Annotated in this window: 20 protein-coding genes; 19 read left to right on the top strand and 1 reads right to left on the bottom strand. The window is 61.9% G+C overall.

Annotated elements, in window-relative coordinates; translation table 11 throughout:
- Positions 1-15 precede the first annotated feature (15 nt).
- The 17 genes from IB236_RS08705 (at position 16) to IB236_RS08625 (ending at position 14,584) form a co-directional block, all read left to right on the top strand.
- A complete protein-coding gene (locus IB236_RS08705; RefSeq protein ID WP_192420146.1) occupies positions 16-1,137 on the top strand; it encodes a hypothetical protein in 1,122 nt (373 codons plus the stop codon).
- Positions 1,138-1,253: 116 nt separating this feature from the next.
- Positions 1,254-1,943: a lysozyme gene (locus IB236_RS08700; protein WP_225581039.1), complete on the top strand. Its 690-nt coding sequence runs from the start codon at positions 1,254-1,256 to the stop codon at positions 1,941-1,943.
- Between the two features lie 108 nt (positions 1,944-2,051).
- Entirely contained in the window at positions 2,052-2,651 is a 600-nt protein-coding gene (locus IB236_RS08695) for a hypothetical protein (RefSeq protein ID WP_192420144.1), read from the top strand.
- 7 nt (positions 2,652-2,658) lie between these two features.
- Positions 2,659-2,931, top strand: coding sequence for a hypothetical protein (locus IB236_RS08690; protein ID WP_146185459.1), 273 nt, complete (start codon positions 2,659-2,661; stop codon positions 2,929-2,931).
- Positions 2,931-3,428, top strand: coding sequence for a DUF1804 family protein (locus tag IB236_RS08685; RefSeq protein WP_108615948.1), 498 nt, complete (start codon positions 2,931-2,933; stop codon positions 3,426-3,428). The genes IB236_RS08690 and IB236_RS08685 overlap by 1 nt, the downstream gene beginning before the upstream one ends.
- Before the next feature lie 4 nt (positions 3,429-3,432).
- Positions 3,433-5,103 (top strand): phage terminase large subunit, encoded by a 1,671-nt coding sequence (gene terL / locus IB236_RS08680; RefSeq protein WP_192420142.1) that lies wholly within the window; start codon positions 3,433-3,435, stop codon positions 5,101-5,103.
- A gap of 12 nt (positions 5,104-5,115) precedes the next feature.
- Positions 5,116-5,295: a hypothetical protein gene (locus tag IB236_RS08675; protein ID WP_192420140.1), complete on the top strand. Its 180-nt coding sequence runs from the start codon at positions 5,116-5,118 to the stop codon at positions 5,293-5,295.
- Between the two features lie 4 nt (positions 5,296-5,299).
- Entirely contained in the window at positions 5,300-6,817 is a 1,518-nt protein-coding gene (locus IB236_RS08670) for a hypothetical protein (RefSeq protein WP_225581038.1), read from the top strand.
- On the top strand, positions 6,814-7,737 hold the full coding sequence (locus IB236_RS08665) for a hypothetical protein (RefSeq protein WP_192420138.1): 924 nt from the start codon (positions 6,814-6,816) through the stop codon (positions 7,735-7,737). The genes IB236_RS08670 and IB236_RS08665 overlap by 4 nt, the downstream gene beginning before the upstream one ends.
- Positions 7,738-7,904: 167 nt before the next feature.
- A complete protein-coding gene (locus tag IB236_RS08660; RefSeq protein WP_192420135.1) occupies positions 7,905-8,714 on the top strand; it encodes a hypothetical protein in 810 nt (269 codons plus the stop codon).
- A gap of 104 nt (positions 8,715-8,818) precedes the next feature.
- Complete coding sequence (locus IB236_RS08655; protein WP_192420134.1) at positions 8,819-9,082, top strand: hypothetical protein; 264 nt, start codon at positions 8,819-8,821, stop codon at positions 9,080-9,082.
- Positions 9,083-9,088: 6 nt separating this feature from the next.
- On the top strand, positions 9,089-11,500 hold the full coding sequence (locus IB236_RS08650) for a hypothetical protein (protein ID WP_225581037.1): 2,412 nt from the start codon (positions 9,089-9,091) through the stop codon (positions 11,498-11,500).
- 168 nt (positions 11,501-11,668) lie between these two features.
- Complete coding sequence (locus IB236_RS08645; RefSeq protein WP_192420133.1) at positions 11,669-12,352, top strand: hypothetical protein; 684 nt, start codon at positions 11,669-11,671, stop codon at positions 12,350-12,352.
- Complete coding sequence (locus IB236_RS08640; protein ID WP_192420132.1) at positions 12,349-12,849, top strand: hypothetical protein; 501 nt, start codon at positions 12,349-12,351, stop codon at positions 12,847-12,849. Before IB236_RS08645 ends, IB236_RS08640 begins: the two co-directional genes overlap by 4 nt.
- A 2-nt stretch (positions 12,850-12,851) precedes the next feature.
- Complete coding sequence (locus IB236_RS08635; protein ID WP_192420130.1) at positions 12,852-13,361, top strand: hypothetical protein; 510 nt, start codon at positions 12,852-12,854, stop codon at positions 13,359-13,361.
- Positions 13,358-13,567, top strand: a complete 210-nt coding sequence (locus IB236_RS08630) for a hypothetical protein (protein WP_192420128.1) — start codon at positions 13,358-13,360, stop codon at positions 13,565-13,567. The genes IB236_RS08635 and IB236_RS08630 overlap by 4 nt, the downstream gene beginning before the upstream one ends.
- Before the next feature lie 3 nt (positions 13,568-13,570).
- The gene (locus IB236_RS08625; protein ID WP_192420126.1) at positions 13,571-14,584 is read left to right on the top strand and encodes a hypothetical protein; all 1,014 of its coding nucleotides are present in this window, start codon (positions 13,571-13,573) and stop codon (positions 14,582-14,584) included.
- 92 nt (positions 14,585-14,676) lie between these two features.
- Here the strand turns inward: IB236_RS08625 and IB236_RS08620 are convergent, their stop codons facing one another.
- Positions 14,677-14,832: a hypothetical protein gene (locus tag IB236_RS08620; protein ID WP_192420124.1), complete on the bottom strand. Its 156-nt coding sequence runs from the start codon at positions 14,830-14,832 to the stop codon at positions 14,677-14,679.
- A 19-nt stretch (positions 14,833-14,851) separates the two neighbouring features.
- Between IB236_RS08620 and IB236_RS08615 the strand changes: the two genes are divergently transcribed.
- On the top strand, positions 14,852-18,352 hold the full coding sequence (locus tag IB236_RS08615; RefSeq protein WP_192420122.1) for a tape measure protein: 3,501 nt from the start codon (positions 14,852-14,854) through the stop codon (positions 18,350-18,352).
- Between the two features lie 5 nt (positions 18,353-18,357).
- Positions 18,358-18,756, top strand: coding sequence for a hypothetical protein (locus IB236_RS08610; protein ID WP_192420120.1), 399 nt, complete (start codon positions 18,358-18,360; stop codon positions 18,754-18,756).
- Positions 18,757-18,759: the final 3 nt, after the last annotated feature.

Here is an 18,759-nt window from a genome sequence, read left to right as displayed (position 1 = left end):
CTCTCCAAGATCACTATGGCCGCTGTTGAAAATTCTGTTGTGCATCTGAAAATGCGGTTCGGAGCGACGGAGCTTGCTATTGGCACGGGCTTTCTGTACGAAAGAAATGACAAGCTCTTCATCATTACCGCTTGGCATAACGTAACAGGTCGCCATTCGGAAACATTAGTCTGCCAGAGTGGGGCTGCCGCTGTGCCAGACAACCTTGTTGTAACTCTCCGGCTGAGCGTCAAAACGAAGAATGGCCAGAGCGGTTTGACTCCGTGCACGCTCATTGTGCCCCTTGCCGATTCTGCGAAGGCTCTTTTCTACGTTCATCCACAGCGCTGGCCTCGGGTAGATGTCGTAGCCATACCTTTTGATCCCGACTCTCTCGACTTTGAGGGCTTTGTTGGGACCGAGCGTTTTAAGCAACCGTTTCGCTCTGTATTCCCCGGCCAAGGTGCTAGTTTCGCTTCCTTTGAGGTTTGCCCATTTCAACAGTTTGCTCTCCAAGATCTGAATCTGGAAAAGCAGTGGCTTGAAACGGTGGACGTCACTGAAGAGCTGTTTATTCCTGGCTACCCTCAAAACATCCAGACCCATCTCTCGCAGCCTGTTTGGAAACGAGCGACGATTGCATCGTCCATACAGCAAGGACTCGATCGTCAGCCTAAATTTCTGATTGACAGCGCATCCCATAAGGGAATGTCTGGCTCCCCAGTCGTTTTCTACAGTCCAAGGGGAAATCTCCGGATTGGAGGCAAAACAACATTTTTTGGTCGGCAGATTGCTATTCTTGCCGGTGTGTATGTTGGAAGAGTGGGGGTCGCGAAAGACATTGATCCGCAAATAGGCACCGTCTGGCATCGGTCTGTAATCGACGAGATTATTGACGGTCAGTGTTTTGAAAGGCTTCCTGAGGAAATAGAGGCAACGTCTGCAGAACGGGATGCTGCCGTAAGGAAGGTCTTGAGCGCGTGCTCTAAAGAAGGGGTTGCCAACGTCAATAATCCAGATTTGCCCTCCAGATACTACGTTCAACAGGATGTTATGGAGGAGTTACAAGGGCGGGCCATGCCCGACAAGGTTCTCGCCACGATTCAAGTGATGGCGCAGTCCTATGATGGGCCTTTTGCGCCAGAGGAGAATGATTAGACTGAGTGATGATACGAAGGCCTTCTAACGTTTAGTTCACTAGCGAACCTTCTCTCGCTCTCAGGCCGACTTATGTCGGCCTTATTTTTTTCTGCCCCGACCTCGACAGTCGCGGCATGGAAATCACCACCTCTTTTCTCCTAGGCATCTTCACGGTGCTGCTGCTCACCAGCGTCCTCGGCTGGAGTGCTGGGCCACGAGCGCAATCAAAGAAAGGGATGCGCGGCAACGTGAGCCCGCGTCAGATCGTCGCAGTCATGTCACTCTCGGCGGCTGGGCTGGTGGGCCTGGTGGTCCACGAGAGCTACACCGACAAAGCCATCGTTCCCACGCAGGGCGACCGTCCCACTGTGGGCTTCGGCTCCACCATCCACGAAGACGGCACCCCCGTGCAGATGGGCGACACCACCACCCCGGTGCGCGCGCTTATCAAAGCCCATGCCCATATCACCAAGGATGAGGCCGCTTTCCGCGACAGCCTGCCTGGCGTGGCGCTCCACCAGGGCGAATACGACCTGTATCTCGATTGGGTGTACCAGTACGGCATGGGCGCATGGCGCACATCCGCAATGCGGCGCGAACTGCTTGCGGGCAACTACAAGCCCGCGTGCGATGGCCTGCTCGACTACCGCAAGCTGACCAGCGCCCGCCAGGAAGGGCCAGGCTGGACCGTGAGCCGGCGCGACGCCCAGGGCAAGCCCAGCCGCTGGGAGTTCGACTGCAGCACGCCCGGCAACAAGGTCTGTCGAGGAGTGTGGACACGGCAGATTGAGCGCCACAAGAAGTGCACTGAGCTGCAGCAATGAAGACCCTCAAGCGCATCTTGATGGGCGTTGCAGGCGCGGCCCTGATCGCCTTCCTCATCTTCTGCCTGGCCGTCATGTGGATGGTCGGCCAACTGCCCCATTGATGCCATGGCCGCTCGTCTGCTCATCGCCCTCGTTTCCGCCCTGGCCTTGGTCGGTGGAGGCTACTGGTGGGGTCACACCGCCACCGACAACGCCTGGCAGGCCAAGCACGCGAACGCTCTGGAAGCCGAGCGCGCAGAGACCGCCAAGGAAACCAAGCGCGCCGACCAAGCCGCCGCCAACTACCTCAGCGAACACCTTGACCAGGAAGACCGCTATGCCGCCCTCAACGCCACTTATCAAGACCTTCGCCGCCGTGTGCCTCTTGTTGTTCCTGGGCCTGTGGTTGTTGTCACCCGCAGCGAATCGCCTGGGCCTGACTCGCCAGGACCGGATGAGCGGAGTGCGCCTGCAACTGCTGTCGATAGCAGCCCTGTCCTCACTCTTGCTGCTGTCCGCATGTGGAACGGCTCCCTCACCGGCATCGACCAAGCGGCCGGTTCCTGCGGCCTTGCTGCTCCCGCCGAAAGCACCGACGCTGCTTGTGCCCAAGGCTCCGGCCTCACCCTCGACGACGCCTGGGCCAACCACGCAGCCAACGCCAAAGCCTGCGCAGACGAGCGCCAGCGCTACCAACACCTGATCGATTTTTTAAACGGAAAGTGACCTCTCCATGCCAATGGAAAAAGACGAACTGATGCTGCTGGGAAAGATGGACGGCAAGCTCGACAGCATTACCGCCCACCTGGGCCGCCAGGATCAGCGCATCGACGCCCTCGACCAGCGCATGGAAGAGCGCCACAACGCTATCGACAAGCGCCTGCGCGTGGTGGAACAAAAGGCGGCAGTGGCTGGAGCCATCAGCGGCTCTGCCGTGTCCATCGGGATCGCCCTGGCTATCGAGGGCGTGAAGCAATGGCTGGGCCGTGGAGGCGCCGGACAGTAATGGCTCACGCATCCGAGAAGCGCACGCAGCTCCGGGGCCTGTATGTGTACCAGCGCCTACCGATGGAGACCGCCTGCAAGAAGGTGGGCGTGCCACGCAGCACCGCCAATCGCTGGAAGCAAGAAGCCGCCGACAAGGGCGACGACTGGGACAGCGTTCGCGCCGCCATGGCACTGGGTGATGACAACTTCGCCAGCCTGAGCAAGAAGCTGCTAGAAGACTACCTGGTGCAACACCAGGCCACCATGGACCTGCTGCGGGAAGCCAAGGACATGGGGCCGATGCAACGGGCGGAAACGCTCGCCAGCATGAGCGACAGCTTCAACAAGACCATGGCAAGCTTCAAGCGCCTGTCGCCCGAGTTGAACAAGCAGGCCATCCAGCTCGACGTGCTGCAGCGCCTGGTGTCGTTTGCCCAGGCCAAGTTTCCGCAGCACCTCACGGCCATGGTGGAGCTGCTAGAACCCTTCGGCGAAGAACTGGCGAAGGTGAAGTAACGCCATGGCAAAGAGCAGCAAGGAGTTCCTCGAAGGCTTGGCCGCGTTGGCCGATGGCCTGCGCCGTCAGATCGACGCCGACCTCGACGGATGGGACGTATCGCCCGAGGCTATTGCCGAGCGCCGCCGCAAGGTGTTCGACCCGGTGACCGGGTATGAATACTGGGACCGGAATTACTTCCCGCACTACGGCACCGCCGAGCCCAGCGCGCTGCACCAGTACCTGTACAAGCGCCTGCCAGAGATGGTCAATGCAACCAGCGGCCAGCGGGACGCCCTGGCCGCCCCACGGGGCGAGGCCAAGTCCACCAAGGTGAGCATGTCGTTTGTGCTCTGGTGCGTGGTGACCGGGATCAAGTGGTACCCAGTGATCATCATGGACGCCTTTGAGCAGGCCGCCGAGATGCTGGAAGCCATCAAGGCCGAGCTGGAAGCCAACCCGCGCCTGCAGGGGGACTTCCCCGAAGCCTGCGGCCAGGGCAAGGTCTGGCGCGCAGGCGTGATCGTCACGGCCAATGGCCGCAAGGTTGAAGCCTTCGGCTCCGCCAAGAAGATTCGGGGCCGCCGCCATGGCGCCCACCGCCCCGATCTGGCGGTGATGGACGACATCGAGAACGATGAGAACGTAACCACCCCGGCCCAGCGCGACAAGCTGCAGAAGTTTGTCACGGCCTCGGTGTTGAACCTGGGGCCACCTGACGACAGCATGGATGCCATCTTGATCGGCACGGTGCTGCACTACGACTCGGTTCTTGCACGCTTCCTCAAAAACCCGCTGTGGAACCGCAAGGTCTTTAAAGCCATCATCCAGTGGCCTGACCGCATGGATCTGTGGGAGCAGTTCGAAGGGCTGCTCCTGGGAGCCGAAACGCCCCAGGAGGGTGAGGCCGCAGCCATGGCGATGTACCGCGAGCAGCAGGCCGAGATGGACAAAGGTGCGGTGGTGAGCTGGCCCGCCCTTCGTCCCATCCACAAGCTCATGATCCGCCGCGCCCGAGAAGGCCACAGCGCCTTCGACAGCGAGCAGCAGAACGACCCGGTTGCGGGCGAGGATGCCCCCTTTGCCCACAGCATCCAGTTCTGGGTGAACCGCCTGGCCGAGTGGGTGTTCTATGGCGCGGCCGATCCATCCTTGGGCAAGCATGGCAACAGCCGCGACCCCAGCGCCCTTGGCATCGGTGGCTACCAGCGCACCACCGGCATCCTGGATGTGGTCGAAGCCAAGATCAAGAAGCGCACACCCGACCGGATCATCAGCGACATCATTGATTTTCAGCGGGAGTACTGCTGCATCGTGTGGGGCGTCGAATCGGTGCAGTTTCAGGAGTTCCTGCGCACCGAGCTGGTCAAGCGCAGCGCTCAGCTCGGTGTACCGGTACCGGCGCGTGGGTTGCTTCCCATCGCTGACAAGGTGCTGCGCATTGAAAGCCTTCAGCCGCACATGCACAACGGCCTGATCCGGCTGCACCGCAGCCAGACCACGTTGGTCGACCAGTTCCGCCACTTTCCCAAGGCCGATCACGACGATGGCCCCGACATGGTCGTGATGCTGTGGATGCTGGCTGTGACCGGTGGGGTTGCTGCAGCCGCCCAAGGTGGCACCAACCAGGGCAGTCAACAGTCTGCCCGCGAGCGCTATGGCCACACGGCCCAGCGCATGTTTCGGCGCGGGTGACCAGGGACAGCCATGACCGAAGACCAACAAAACCTTTTGATCATCCGGGGCCACATCGCGGGCCTTCCAGCCGCTGACCGCAAGGGGATCGAGCTGGCCGCGCAAAAGCTGCGCGAGGTGATCGCCCACCACAACGACCATGGCCGCCTGGCGCTCGCCCTTGTGGGCGCCGAGCTGGCTGCAGAGGAATGACACCATGTGGCTGATAGACCGTCTGAAAGAGGCCGTGGGCATCACCGCTGCCCCTGTCCAACCATCCAACCCTGTCCGAGAGGCGGCATCCGCCCAAGGAGCAGATGAACCCGGCTGGCGCCGTCTGAGCGGCGACGGCCTGAGCAACCAGAACGACCGCGACCTGTCGCCCATGGCGCAGGACCGCATGCAGAAGGTGGCCGAGTACCTGTGGCAGAGCAACCTACTCGCCAACCGCCTGGTGGAGCTTCCGCTGGCCTACCTGCTGGCCGAGGGCGTCACGCTGCAGTGCAAGGATCAAGAGCACCAAAAGCTGCTCAATGCCTTCTGGTCGGACCCTATCAATAACTGGCCTTTAAAACTCACGCCCCGCGTGCGTGCCCTGGGCTTGCTGGGCGAGCAGTGCTACATCGCCAACGTGCGCGAAGGGGATGGCTTTGTGCGCTTGGGCTACCTGGACCCGCGTCAGATCGCCACTGTGGTGACCGACCCGGACAACCCCGAGCAGCCTATCGGTGTGGTGACCAAGCGCGACAACCGGGGCAAGCAGCACAAGTACCGGGTGATCGTGCTGGGTGAGGACAGTGACCTGTTCAGTGCCAATACCGCCCGCATCCGGGTCGAGGACTTCACGGACGGCGAGTGCCTGCTGTACCAGCTCAACAAATTCCCCAACGGCAGCCGTGGCCGCAGCGACCTACTCGGGCAGATCGACTGGCTGGACGCCTACGACGAGTTTTTGTTCAATGAGCTGGACCGCATTGGCTACCTACGCGCCTTTACCTGGGATGTGACGTTGACCGGTGCTGACCCCCAGGCCGTGAAGGACTATGAGAAGGAATTCAAGCCGCCATCGCCCAACAGCACCTTCGTGCACAACGACAGCGTGAAGTTGGAAGCCAAGAGCCCAGGCCTGCAGGCCGCCGACACCAGCGAAAGCGCCCGACTGCTGCGCAACCATGTGCTGGGCGGCAGCACCACGCCCGAGCATTGGTTTGGCGGTGGCGGCGATGTGAATCGGGCCGCTGCCTCCGAAATGGGCGAGCCCACTTTCAAGATTTACACGGGGCGCCAGAATTTTCTGAAACTGATGCTGGAAGAGGTTGGACGGTTCGTGCTGTGGCGAGCTGCTGAAGCCAAAGGCATAAAGCCCGACTGGTCTGAGGACGAGTGGCAGGTGACGGCGGTCTTCCCCGAGCTGGTGAACCGCGACGTGACGAAGTTCGCCGCTGCCATGGCTTCGTTGGTCACGGCGGTGATCCAGATGATCGATGCGGGGCTGCTGACTGAGGAAACCGCCCTGAAGCTGGTAGCCGACGTGGCCCAGCGGTTCGGCCAAGACTTCGACGCCAAGACCGAGCTGGAAGCGGCGCGCAAGGAGCACAAGGAGCGCAAGAAGGCCAAGGCGGCGGAGGACAGCTTCAACCTGCCTGCCGACCTGCGAGACGAACTGCAGGCAGGCAAGGCTCAGCCCAAAGCACCGGCACCTGCCCCGGTTCCTGCAACGGCTGACCAGGCGTGACGCCCGAGCAAAAGCGCTTTGAGGCGGTGCTTAAAGAGCGCCTGGCGGAGCGCGCTCGGCTGCTGATTGATGCCGACCAAAAGGTCGTGGGCTTGCTTCGGGATGCGTTGAGCCAGATCACGGCCCAGCTCGCAAGCCAGCCCGCGGAGTGGCAACAATGGCATCTGACCAGGCTGCGGGACCAGATCTCGACGGTGCTCGTCGCAACGGGCCAAAAGGCCGGAGCGGAAACCGACCTGGCCCTGCGTGATGCCTGGCAGCAAGGCGAGGACCTGGTGGACAAGCCGTTGGCGGCCGCAGGGCATGCTGTGGAGATGCGCCTCACGGCCTTGGATGCACGGGTGTTGTCTGCCATGCGTACCTTCGGCCATGAACGCTTGAACAACGTTGCGGCCGAGGCCTTGGGCAAGATCGGGCAGCAGCTCGGCCTGGTCACCATTGGCAGCGTGACGCCATTTCAGGCCATCAAGGCAGTTCAGGCACTCCTGGAAAGCGACTCGACCAAGCGCGCCACGACCATCGTACGTACCGAGGTAAGCCGGGCGTTCGCCGTGGCATCCAAAGAGCGTCTTGTGCAAGCAGCCCCTCTGGTGCCAGGCCTCGGTAAACAGTGGCGGCGCAGCGGCAAGATTCACAGTCGCTGGACCCACGACCTCATGGATGGCCAGGTCGTGGATGCGGCTGCATCCTTCAAGGTGCCCAACCCGGGTGGCGGCATTGACCTGATGCTTTGCCCCCATGATCCCAAGGCCCCGCCCGAACAGGTGATCAACTGCGGGTGCCTCGCCATTCCCTACTTGAAGAGCTGGAAGGTAGCCACCTCGGGGGCCAAGCCGTTCACTGAGCTGGAGCTGAAGCTGGATGCGCGCAAGGCGGCCCTGGACAAGGCGGCGAAGGATGCGGGGCGGCGGCAAGTGTGATGAGGTCGATGCTGTCGCAGGCTACGCCGCTTTAAACCAATTCACTGCGGCAACCCCTTGAATTTTTCCGGCGGCCCGCCCTGCCGGGCGATTTAAAGAGGGTTTAAAGCTATCGTTGATGGCTTGGCATTCGACAGCATCTGATTTTCTATGGGAAGGACGGGATTGTGACCAAGTATTTAGGGAAACTCAGCGCAAAGCAAAATGAGAGCTGGCGCTTTTGGGCAAAAGTCGTTGGTGTGTTAGGTGCGGTTGTACTCGCTTGGGGTCTCTGGGGAGGCTTTGTCGCTGGAAGCTTCTTAAGAGCTACATGCAAAGATTGCACCGCCGATCTGACAAGTCTCGGGCAGTTTGGCGATCTTTTCGGTGGAATCAACGCTCTCTTTTCAGCTCTAGGCTTTGGCGTCCTTGCCATGGGAACCATGTCCGCGTATCAAACATACAGAGATGAACGCCGATGGATAAGGGATGAGAAGTATTCCGAGCAAGCTCAAAGATCATTCGAGTGGGCATATGACGCACTTACAGATGGAGGAAAACACGTTCCACCGGCCCCCCACCGCCTGAACTGGTTGACCAGCGCGCGCCACATTCTCCGCGCGCAGAAAATTGCGCTTCTCATACAGAGCCCTGAAATTCTTATTCTCTTTCAGGAAAACGAGGAATACTGGCGCCATCAGTTCTACCTAGCACTCGAGCACCCGCAGTTGGCAAATAGCTCCTACTTTGCCCGTTCAGGAGGAGTGGGTATTTACGTTGGAAGGCCTGTCGGCGGTCTCGGTATTGATGAGATGTCGGCATTGGTAGTTGTGAAGTTCTCGAGATGGAAGGAAGGCGCAGAAGACCCTATGAAGCAGGTCACGCAACTTAGCTTTGGCGATGAGTTCAACGGATATCCCGTACGAGGTCTGACTGAACATCTGAAAAATATAAGCACGCCTAGCAGCGAAAAGACCGGTAGCAACTCTGGTCATTGATTCGAGGGCCGACACATGTCGGCCTTAGTTTTTTGTGCTCCCTTCGGCACAGTCACTCCATCGCAACCCGCCGCCCTGAGCGGCTCACATGGATGGAGTGATGCATGTCCGCAACCCCGACCCAGACGCCCGAGAACGACAAGGGCAAGTCCAAAGAACTGACCTCCGCCGAGGCCGCCAAGCGCGTACAGCGAACGGTGGTCGAACTCGTGGACGGCAAAGGCGAAGAAGGAAAAGCCGCCAAGGTGCCCCGCGAAAAGCGCGTGGCCATCAAGGCTGATGAAGTCCTGGCCTTCAAGGATTACGGCACCCATGTGGTCGTGGTCACCAAGGACGGCCAGAAGCTCACCAGCACGGGTGAGGAGTAAGCCCGCATGATTTGGGCTCAACTCATTGCAGCGCTGGCGGCCTGTGGCGGGCTGCGCGGCGGGCCAGCGGTGGATGCCGCCATGCGCGAGGCCGCAGCCCCCGAGCGCGACTTCCGTCAGCTTATCGACGTAGTGCGCGCAGCCATCTCCGAGCAGATCAACAACGGGCGCCTTCCCGAGCAGCGCCGGTACATCGGCCTGTCGGCCATCTACAGCGACCGCGCCGTGATCGAGCTGGACGGCAAGCACTTCCAGTACAGCTACTCCTTCAAGCACATCGCTGGGACTGACCAGGTGGTGCTGGGCTCTCCCATTGAGGTCGTGGAGCAATACGTCCCTACCGCGCCCACCCCAGCACCCGCTCCAACTATTCCGGCCGCCGCGCCTGCAGCAGTGCGCGAGGCAGTGGGCAGTGAGGCCTTCCGCGAGGCCGCTGACGGGTCTATCGAGGTGACCCTCATCCGCTCCGGCCGCAGTGGCAACCGCAACTACTACCCCGACGCCACGTTGCGCGAGGCGGCGCCCATGTTTGAGGGTGTGCGCGTATTCACCAAAAGCGACGCAGAGCACATCGCGGGCAAGGGCAAGGACGTGCGCAACCTGATCGGTGGCATTTATGGCGTGCGCTTTGTGGAAGGCAAGGCGCCCGACACCGGGGCACTGGTGGGCACCTTTAAAGCCCTAGACCCCACGGATGCGGCGGTCACCAAGATGACCGAGTCCGTCAAGCGCGGCATGCAGAGCCTGCTGGGCCTGTCCATCGACGCGGATGCCCGCACCAAGCAGCGCAAGGCCGGGACCGAGACCCTGCGCGAGGCCGTGAAGTTCACCAAGGTGCACTCCGTTGACCTGATTGTCGAACCGGGCGCTGGCGGCGGCCTGGATCGCCTGACTGAAGCCGCTGCCGACCAACCTCTCAACAACCCTGAAGGAAACGCAATGCCTCTCTGGAAGCAACGCCTGCTGGAGGCCATCAAGGCCAAAGACCCCGCCAAGCACGCCACCATCAACGCCGAGACCATCGGTGACGATGAGCTGGTGACCCTGCACGAAGCCGTGTGTGGCTCCCTGGTGCCGACCGCGCCTGGTGCGACCCGCATCACCGAAGGCCAGGGCGACAACACGCCTCTGACCCGTGCCGACCTGGAAGTTTTCACCCTGCGTGGCGCAGCCCGCGAACGCATCAACGCGGCCAAGCTGCCCCAGGCCGCCAAGGACCGCCTGCAGGCGCAGGTATCCATCGCTGGCGCCGACCGCCTGACCGAGGCCGCCGTGGGCGACCTGATCAAGGCCGAGGGCGAGTACATCGCCCGCATGACGGAGAGCGGTGCCGTACGCGTGCCGATGTTCGGCGAAGGCTCCATGGTGGTGGGTGACCGTAGCCTGACCATGCGTGACATGCTCGACGCTTTCTGGGACCCGGCCCACAAGGATCACGGCCGCGTGCAGTCCTTTAAGGAGTGCTACATCGAGATGACGGGCGACCGCCTGGTGACCGGCCGTCTCCGCGAGTGCGACCAGTCGCGCCTGGTGGAATCGCTGGGCAGCGCATCGCTGGGTGAAGTGCTGGGCGACAGCGTGACCCGCCGCATGCTGGCCGAATACCGCGCTGCGGTGGACTTCGACGGTTGGCGCCAGCTCGTGAGCGTGGTGCCTGTGAACGACTTCCGCATGCAGCACCGCACGCGTTGGGGTGGCTATGGCGACCTGCCCACTGTGGCAGAAGGTGGCGACTACCTGCCGCTGACCAGCCCTGGTGATGAAGAGGCTACCTACAAGGCAGGCAAAAAGGGTGGCACGGAAGACATCACCTTGGAGATGATCAAGAACGACGACGTGGGCGTGATTCGCCGTATCCCCACCAAGCTGTCGCGCGCCGCCAAGCGCACCCTCGCCAAGTTCGTGTTCGACTTCCTGCGTACCAACCCGGTGATCTATGACACGAAGGCGTTGTTCCATGTGGACCACGCCAACTTGTTCGCGGCGGCTCTGTCCAAGGCCGAGCTGGCGGTCCACCGTCTGGCGATGCTCAAGCAGACCGAGCTTTCCAGCAACGACCGCATCGGCATCGCCCCTTCGCGGCTGGTTGTTCCCTCCGACCTGCAGGAGGCCGCTGTCGATCTGTTCAAGCTGTCCACCAACAACGAGAAGACGTTCATCCAGACCCTGACGATGAACATCATCCCTGTGTGGTACTGGACCGATGCCAACGACTGGTGCACTGCAGCCGATCCGGCAGACATCCCTGGCATCGAGGTGGGCTTCCTGGACGGACGCGAGGAGCCCGAGCTGTTTGTGCAGGACACACCCAACGTGGGTTCCATGTTCGCGGCCGACAAGCTGACTTACAAGATTCGCCACATTTACGGCGGCGCGGTGACCGACTACCGCGCCTTCACCAAGGCCGTGGTGGCGTAACGCACCGGACACACCCAGCGGCGCGAAGCGCTTCGGCGCAACAGGCTGGTGGCCTGCCAAAGCACCCGGCCCGCCCCGTAAGGGGTGGGTTGTCCAAGGCCCCGGACCTGGAGCCTTCGGCAACCCAGCCGACCAACACCTCTTCTTTAAACAGGACTCCGACCCACCATGGCTTTGGCCGATTTTCAGGCGCTGCTCAGCGATCTGGCCCGTGATCAAGCGTCTGTGCTGACTGTGGACACCCGCGCCCGCGCACTGGAAGCTGCCCGTCTGCAGTACAGCGCGGACCTTCCTCGCCGCCTGATGGGCGATGTGACCTGGCCCGGTGGTTCACTGGCCCCTGCGCCGGAAGGCTGGACGGACGGCGCATGGATTCAAAGCGCGGAGTACCCCATCGGTCGAGACCCGATTGCGGCCATTGACGTATCGGCCTACCTGTCTCCCACTGGCTGGCAGCTCATGGCAGCGGACCACGTGGCAGTGGGTGGCGTGGTCCGCGTGAAGTTCATGGCCGAGCATGCGCTCTCGGCCACTGAGGACACCATTCCAGCACGTCACCGCTTGCCTGTGGCGCAGTACGCGGCGCACCTGCTTTGCCACCAACTGGCAACCTACTACAGCGCGCAGCGCGAGAACAGCTTTGGCTCGGACGCCAGCATGACGGAGACGCGGGCGCGTGAGTTCGCCGCCAGAGCCAAAGAGCTGCGGTCTGCCTATTACGCCGGTATTGGCGTCTCCGACCCTTTCACCTCGGCGACGGGCGGCAGCTCAGGCTCTACCGCCGCTGCAGGCGTCGTGAGCTGGCCGAGCCGCAATCCGCGCCATCGCCTGGTGCAGCGAGGTGGCCTGTGAACCTGTCCATCAGTCTCGGTGGCTTGCAGTCGTTCGCACAAGGGCTGCGTGAGGCACCTGCCTATACGGACCAGGTGCTGCAGGAAGCCATGACCGAAGCCACTCTGCTGGTGCAGCGCGAATGGCAGGAGAACATGCCTCGCGTCTCCGGTCTCACGGCCAGGAGCATTACCAGCGATGTAGCCAGCACCCCGGCTGGCGTGCTTGGCATCGTGAGCAGCAGCCAGCCCAATGCACTGTTCCTGGAGCTGGGCACTCGTCCCCACATGCCCCCAGTCGCTGCGATTGAGCCTTGGGTTCAGGCGGTCCTGGGTATCCGCGAGCCCAAGGAGGTCAAGAGGGTTGCCTTCCTGGTGGCCCGCAAGATTGCGCGTGAGGGGACACCTGCGCAGCACCCCATGGCGCGTGCCGTCCAGTCCACGGAGGGGCAAGTGACAGCGATGTTTGACCGCGCTGCCGCCAAAGTGGCGGCCCACCTGGTGGGAGCACGCAAGTGACGATGCCCAACACCCTCGCCGCTTCGCGTACCGCATTGCTGGCCTTGTTGCGTTCCGTGTCTGCTGTAGGCGTGGTGCACGCGTGCGAACGGTATGCAGACAGTGAGCTGGGGTTTAAACAGGCCTACCTCTACACCCATGCCGATCCTGCCACGGATGCCTTTGCCAGTGAACCGCATATCCGTGGCTGGTACGTGCGCCGCACGGCGACTTCGGAGGTGAATGCCAACGGACGCATCCTGAACGAACACACCTGGCTGGTGCGCGGCTATCTGTCCTTCCAGACCGCCATTGACAGCGAGCTGATCTTTGATGACCTGGTCGAGCGCATGCGCGATGCCGTGCGCGTGGACGGCTCCTTGGGTCTGCCTGGCCTGTTGGGCTCGGGTCTGTCTGAAGAGCGAGGCGTGCAAGTCGCCAGTGCTGGTCCTGTGCTCTTCGCTGGTCTGCTGTGCCACAGCGCAGCGCTCGAACTCAAAACCCGCAACTGGGCCGAATGGAGAAAGCCATGAAACAGACCCCCACCAAGCCGAGAAAAAAAGCCGCTCAACCTCCCGCGCCACCCGCGATGGAGCAAGTGATTCTGGCTCGGGAGCATGAGCACCTGGGCGAGAAAAAACCACCTGGCACACCCCTCGTCGTGCATCCAGAAACTGCCCGCTGGCTGCGTGCCGTGGGCGTAGTTGCCCCCTTACCCACCACCACCACCAAGGATTGATCTATGACCTCTGCAGCCATCATCAAACGCATCTTCGCACCCGCAGGCTATATGGGCCAGGTGTACGCCCGTGAGCGCGGTACTACAGCCGCACCCATGCCCATCGGCAACGTCCTGGAACTGGAGCTGTCCCACAAGGAGGATGTCCAGAAGCAACCAGACATGACGGCACTCGGTGGCGGCACCCACGCAGAGATGCGCCGCGTGACCGATGTCGAGATCAAAATGAAGCTGGCCGACCTGAACGTGACCAACTTCGCGCGCGCATCGTTGGGCACCGTGCACGGCGTGGACGCTGGGACGGTTGCGAACGAAGCGCAAAAGGTCACTCGGGGTGGCCTGCTGCGCACCGCGCACATCGGCCCAAAGAACCTGACGCTGCGCAAAGGTAGCACTGCGGGTACAGCGACGGCAACGGATGAGCAACACTCCGGGGTGAACAAAGGAGCCCTCGTGCCGCTGTTGCACCTGACCGCAGCGCCTGCTACGAACGTCAGCATCCGAGTGGGAGCGGACGAGGCAACGGCAACACCATTGACGGCTGCGGGTAACTACACCGTGGTCGCAGGGGGTGTCCAGGTGGCAGCAGATGCGCCCGGCGTGGTCGATGGCTCCGTTTTTTGGGTGAACTACACGTATGCCACGGTGGGTGATCTGATTGCCGCAGCTGGCAACTACGAAGTGCGTGCTTCCGGTGTCTACGTGCTGCCGGATGCCGTGGACCTGGCCGACGATGACGATGTAAAGCTGAGCTACGAGTACGGCAGCTACGCCATCATTGAAGCGCTGACGACCAAGGCCAAGGAGCTGGAGCTGATCTTTGAAGGGCTCAACGAGGCTGACGACGGCAAGCCATGCATTGTGGAAATCTGGCGCGCAAGCCAGGGGGTGGCGTCTGCCATCGGTCTGCTGGCCGACAAGGGCTTCGCAAGCCTGCCGGTCACCGGTGCCGTCCTGAAGGACGACACAAAGAGCGGGGTCGGCGTCAGCAAGTACTACCGCGTGCGCAAGGTCTGACGACGACCCATCCACTCCCTCCAAACGAATAAGGCCGACATTTGTCGGCCTTATTTTTTTGTGCTTCGCGCGAGACAGTTACGTCATGGCAGCTACTGCTGGCGCTTGAAAAACGGGTTCAGAACCAGCCAGGTGATGAAGGCGCCCAGGCCAAAAAAGGCCACAAAGCCAACGGCCATGCCAATCGACACGAAGCCACCTGCAGTAAGCAGGAACGCAACACACAGCAAAAAGAGGATCGGGCGCATGCCTGCATTGTAAGAAAACATGGCCGACAAGCAAGTCAGTGCAGAACTCCGCGTTGGTGTCACGGGCCGTGAGTCAATCACGGGCCTGGCGGATGACCTGGACGATGTCTCCAAGGTACTGACAGGCGAGCTGTCGAAGTCCGCCCAATCGGCCGCTGCCCGGTTGCGCGAGCTGGCCGAGCAAGACGCTGCGATATCTGCCTTCTTGCAACTGCAGACCGAGGCACGCGATGCGGGGCGCGCACTCAAGGCGGCAGAAACTGAGGCCGCCAACTACGGTCGGCAAATTGCTGCCATGGGGCCGCCGACTGCCCAGGAAGTTGCAGCTCAGCAGCGCCTGCAGGCGGGGGTCGATGCCGCACGTGTAGCCCTGAGCCAGCAGGAGCAAGCCCTATCGGGCGCTCAGACCGCACTACAGCGCTTTGGTGTGTCCGGGCAGAACGCCCGTGATGCACAGCAGCGACTGCGCCAGGAGGTGGCCGGAGTCCGCGAGGCCATTCAGGACCTGGTGCCCGCCTACCAGGGGGCCGCTACCGGAGCTTCCAATGCCGGGGAGACCATGGTGCGCACACACCGCCAGATTGGCGACGGTGTGGAGTCCATCAGCCAGCAACTGGCCCGTCTCCAAAGTTTCTACGCAGCCCTGCAGGGCTTCCAGGGTTTAAAGACCATGGCGTCGGACCTGGCGGAGACGGCCGACCAGGTCAACAACCTGCAGGCCCGTTTGAAGCTTGTGACCGGCGAGGGTGACAACTTCACTCGCTCCTGGAACGAAGTCACCCAAGTTGCATTGCGCACCCACAGTGCACTGGAAGAGACGGGCGTTCTTTTCACGCGCCTGGCGCAGGCTGGCAAGGACGCAGGCCTATCTACTGTCGCGGCCAGCACCCAGGCCTTGGCGCTGACCGAGACGATCAATCAGACGATCCAGCTCAGCGGAGCCAGCGCTCAGGCGTCCAGTGCGGCGATTACCCAGCTGGTGCAAGGCTTGCAGGGCGGCGCCTTGCGCGGCGATGAGTTCAATTCCGTCATGGAACAAAGCCCACGGCTGGCGCGCGCTTTGGCTGATGGACTCGGCGTCACCACTGGGGAACTTCGCAAGATGGCAGAAGCTGGCTTGCTCACCAGCGACACCGTCATCAAAGCGCTGCAGGGGCAAAGCCAGACAGTCGCTGCTGAGTTTTCGAAGCTGCCACCGACTGTGGGCCGGGCGCTGCAGGACTTGTCCACCCAATGGACCCTATATGTCAGCGAGACCGACAAAGCTACCGGCGCCAGTGCGACGGCTGCCTCTGCGATCAGCGCTCTCGCCAACAATCTCAAGACCGTTGCAGGGCTTCTGATTGACGTTGGGCAGGCCACCGCTGCCTTCATGGCATTCCGGCTCGCTCAGCACTTTCTGGGCATCGGCGTGGCCGCCCAGGCCTCGGCCGCAGCGGTAGCTGCCAACAATGTCCAGATGGTCGCGTCTGGCAACGCTGCCGCAACGGCCGCAGTGGGCGCGAGCCGATTCGCCACGATCCTTGCCAGCCTGCGCACCTTCGCCCTGATTGGCCTGGTCGCCAACTTCAAGGACATCGGCACCGCAATCGGTGAGGCCGCCGCCAAGCTCGCGGGGTACAAGGACCGTACCGATGAGCTTGCACGTGCAGACAAGCTCGCAGCAGACATTGCCAAGGAGGCGGCAGCAGACAGGGCTCGCCTGGCAACTGCCATTCAAACAGCAGTTGAACGCACTTTCGATCTGTCAAAGGCGGCACGCTCGGGTGTCGCAGAGTTTGAAAAGCTGAGCAAGGAAGGGGTTGTCACCGCCGAAGCGCTCAAAAAGGCGACCGACGCTTTTGATCTATCAAAGGTCCAAGGTATCCGGGACTTCTCAGCCGTGCTCGAAAAACTCGCGGCGGACGGAAAGATATCGCTTACGGAGTTGCAGGCTGCATGGTCGAAAGCGCTGGATGGCAAGGACCTCGCGGAATTTGAGGTTAAGGCCCGAGCCGCATTTTTTGCCGCACGCAGTGAAGCGGAGAAGGCTGCGAAGGCAGTTCGCGATGCCCTTGAGCAAGGTGTTACTGGTGAGCCATTGGCGGCCCTAAAAGCAAAAGCAGAGGCCGCCTTCGCTGTGCTCACCAAAGAGTCGGAGCGATCCGCTCAGTTGATGGATTCTCTTCTCCGGGAAGCAGTCAAGCGCACGGGACTTGAGTTTGAACAGCTCCAAGGTCGAGTAGGGGCTACCTCCCGCAGCGCCATCAACGACGTGGAAGCCATCATCGCGGGCCTGGACAAGCTCAAGGCCGAAGGTGTGGACACCGGACGCGCGCTCACCGCGTCGTTGAGCAAGGCCATCCAGTCGGCGGATAGCGAGAAAGCACTGGAGACCGTGCGCTCTCAGATCGAGCAGGTTCGCAAGGTCCTGGGCGACAAGATCGCTGATGGCTTGCTCGACCAGGCAAAAGAAAAGGCACTTGCCCTGAAAGATGCCCTGGACCAAGCTACTCCAGGCATCAACAGCGTGCGTGAGGCTCTGAAGCAACTGGGTGTGACGTCCGACGAGACGCTCAAGAAGACGGCGACCGATGCCAAGGAAGCCTACGACACGCTTACCGCCAGCGGCACAGCGAGTGCCCGCGAATTGGGCGAGGGCTTTAAACGGGCTGCGGAGGCGGCTATCGCAGCAAACAAAGGGGTTGCTCCAGCCTGGGTTGAAGGGCAAGCGGCTGTGCGCGGCTACGAGGTCCAGCTCGACGCTGCGGGCAAGGCAACGCTGAAGCTGCGCGACTCCATTGAGCAGACCGGTGCATCCAGCGGTCGCGTTGCGCCAGGTATGCAGCGCGACTGGGGTGGCGTGACCTCGGCGATCCGTACCTCAACGCAGGCCCTGCAGGAATACCAGCGCCGCATGCAGCAGACCTACGGCCGTCCGGGAGAAGGCGATAAGGGGCTGTTTGAACGCGGTCGGTTCTCCAGCAACGGGCAGGAGCTGGGTGGTGGTGTGCAGGAAGTGGGCACGGGCGGCTCGCAGTTCCGCAACAAGGACGGCTGGTCGAGCGACGCCATGGGGCGTGCGCTGACCCAGGGCATATGGACGCGCACCGCAATCATCGACTACCTCAAACAGGCCGGGCTTGATGAACTGCTCGCTCGAAAGCTCTCTGAGCAATTTGTCGATGCCAACGGCAAGGTTCCATACACGGCCAAGGATGTCCAAAAGCGGTGGGCTGGAAAGTTCGGCACGTTGTCAGAAGCGCTGGGCAACATGGCCGAGTACTACAAATACACCGACGAAGGCAACGCCGACGCGGACCAGATGCTCGACTTTGAAAGAAGAAGGCGAACAACTCCTCAAAGAGGTCCCGCAACGTCTGCAGGCGGGAGTGGCGGCTCTTCGGGCGCCACCTACGTCTCCAACATCACCATCGACGGCCAGCCCACCACCGTGCGCTTTGCCGATGCAGAGAGCCAGGGCAAGGGCGAAGATCTGTTGCGCAGGCTGGCTCGGGCCAAGAGCACCGCTGTCCGGTAAACCCCATGAGCATCACCCTGACTTACAGCGGCACGACCGCAACCCTGAGCGACCGCCTGCACTGGGCGGATGAGTTCGACTGGTCCCCGGTCGAGCAGGCCACGGGATACAGCACCACCGGCGCATTCCTGGTGGACGTTTCACTCAAGCAAGCGGGCCAGCCCATCACCCTGGAAGGCACCGATACAAACGCATGGATCAGCCGCGCTCTGTGCAGCTCCTTGCAGGCCTGGGCCGCGCTGCCCGGCATCCAGCTCGATCTGGTCCTGCGCGGCGAGACGCACCGAGTCATCTTCGACCACGCCAAGGGCGGCTTCTCGGCCCAGCCGATCTGGAAGCTCCTGGACGGCGAGATCACGCCCGAGCTGTTCTATCGCCCCACCTTCCGTTTTCTGAAAGTCTGATCC

The sequence above is a fragment of the Acidovorax sp. ACV02 genome (assembly GCF_014851475.1).
Lineage (GTDB): Bacteria > Pseudomonadota > Gammaproteobacteria > Burkholderiales > Burkholderiaceae_C > Acidovorax > Acidovorax delafieldii.
Note: the sequence above shows the minus strand (reverse complement) of the source record. Positions and strands in the feature narration are given on the sequence as shown.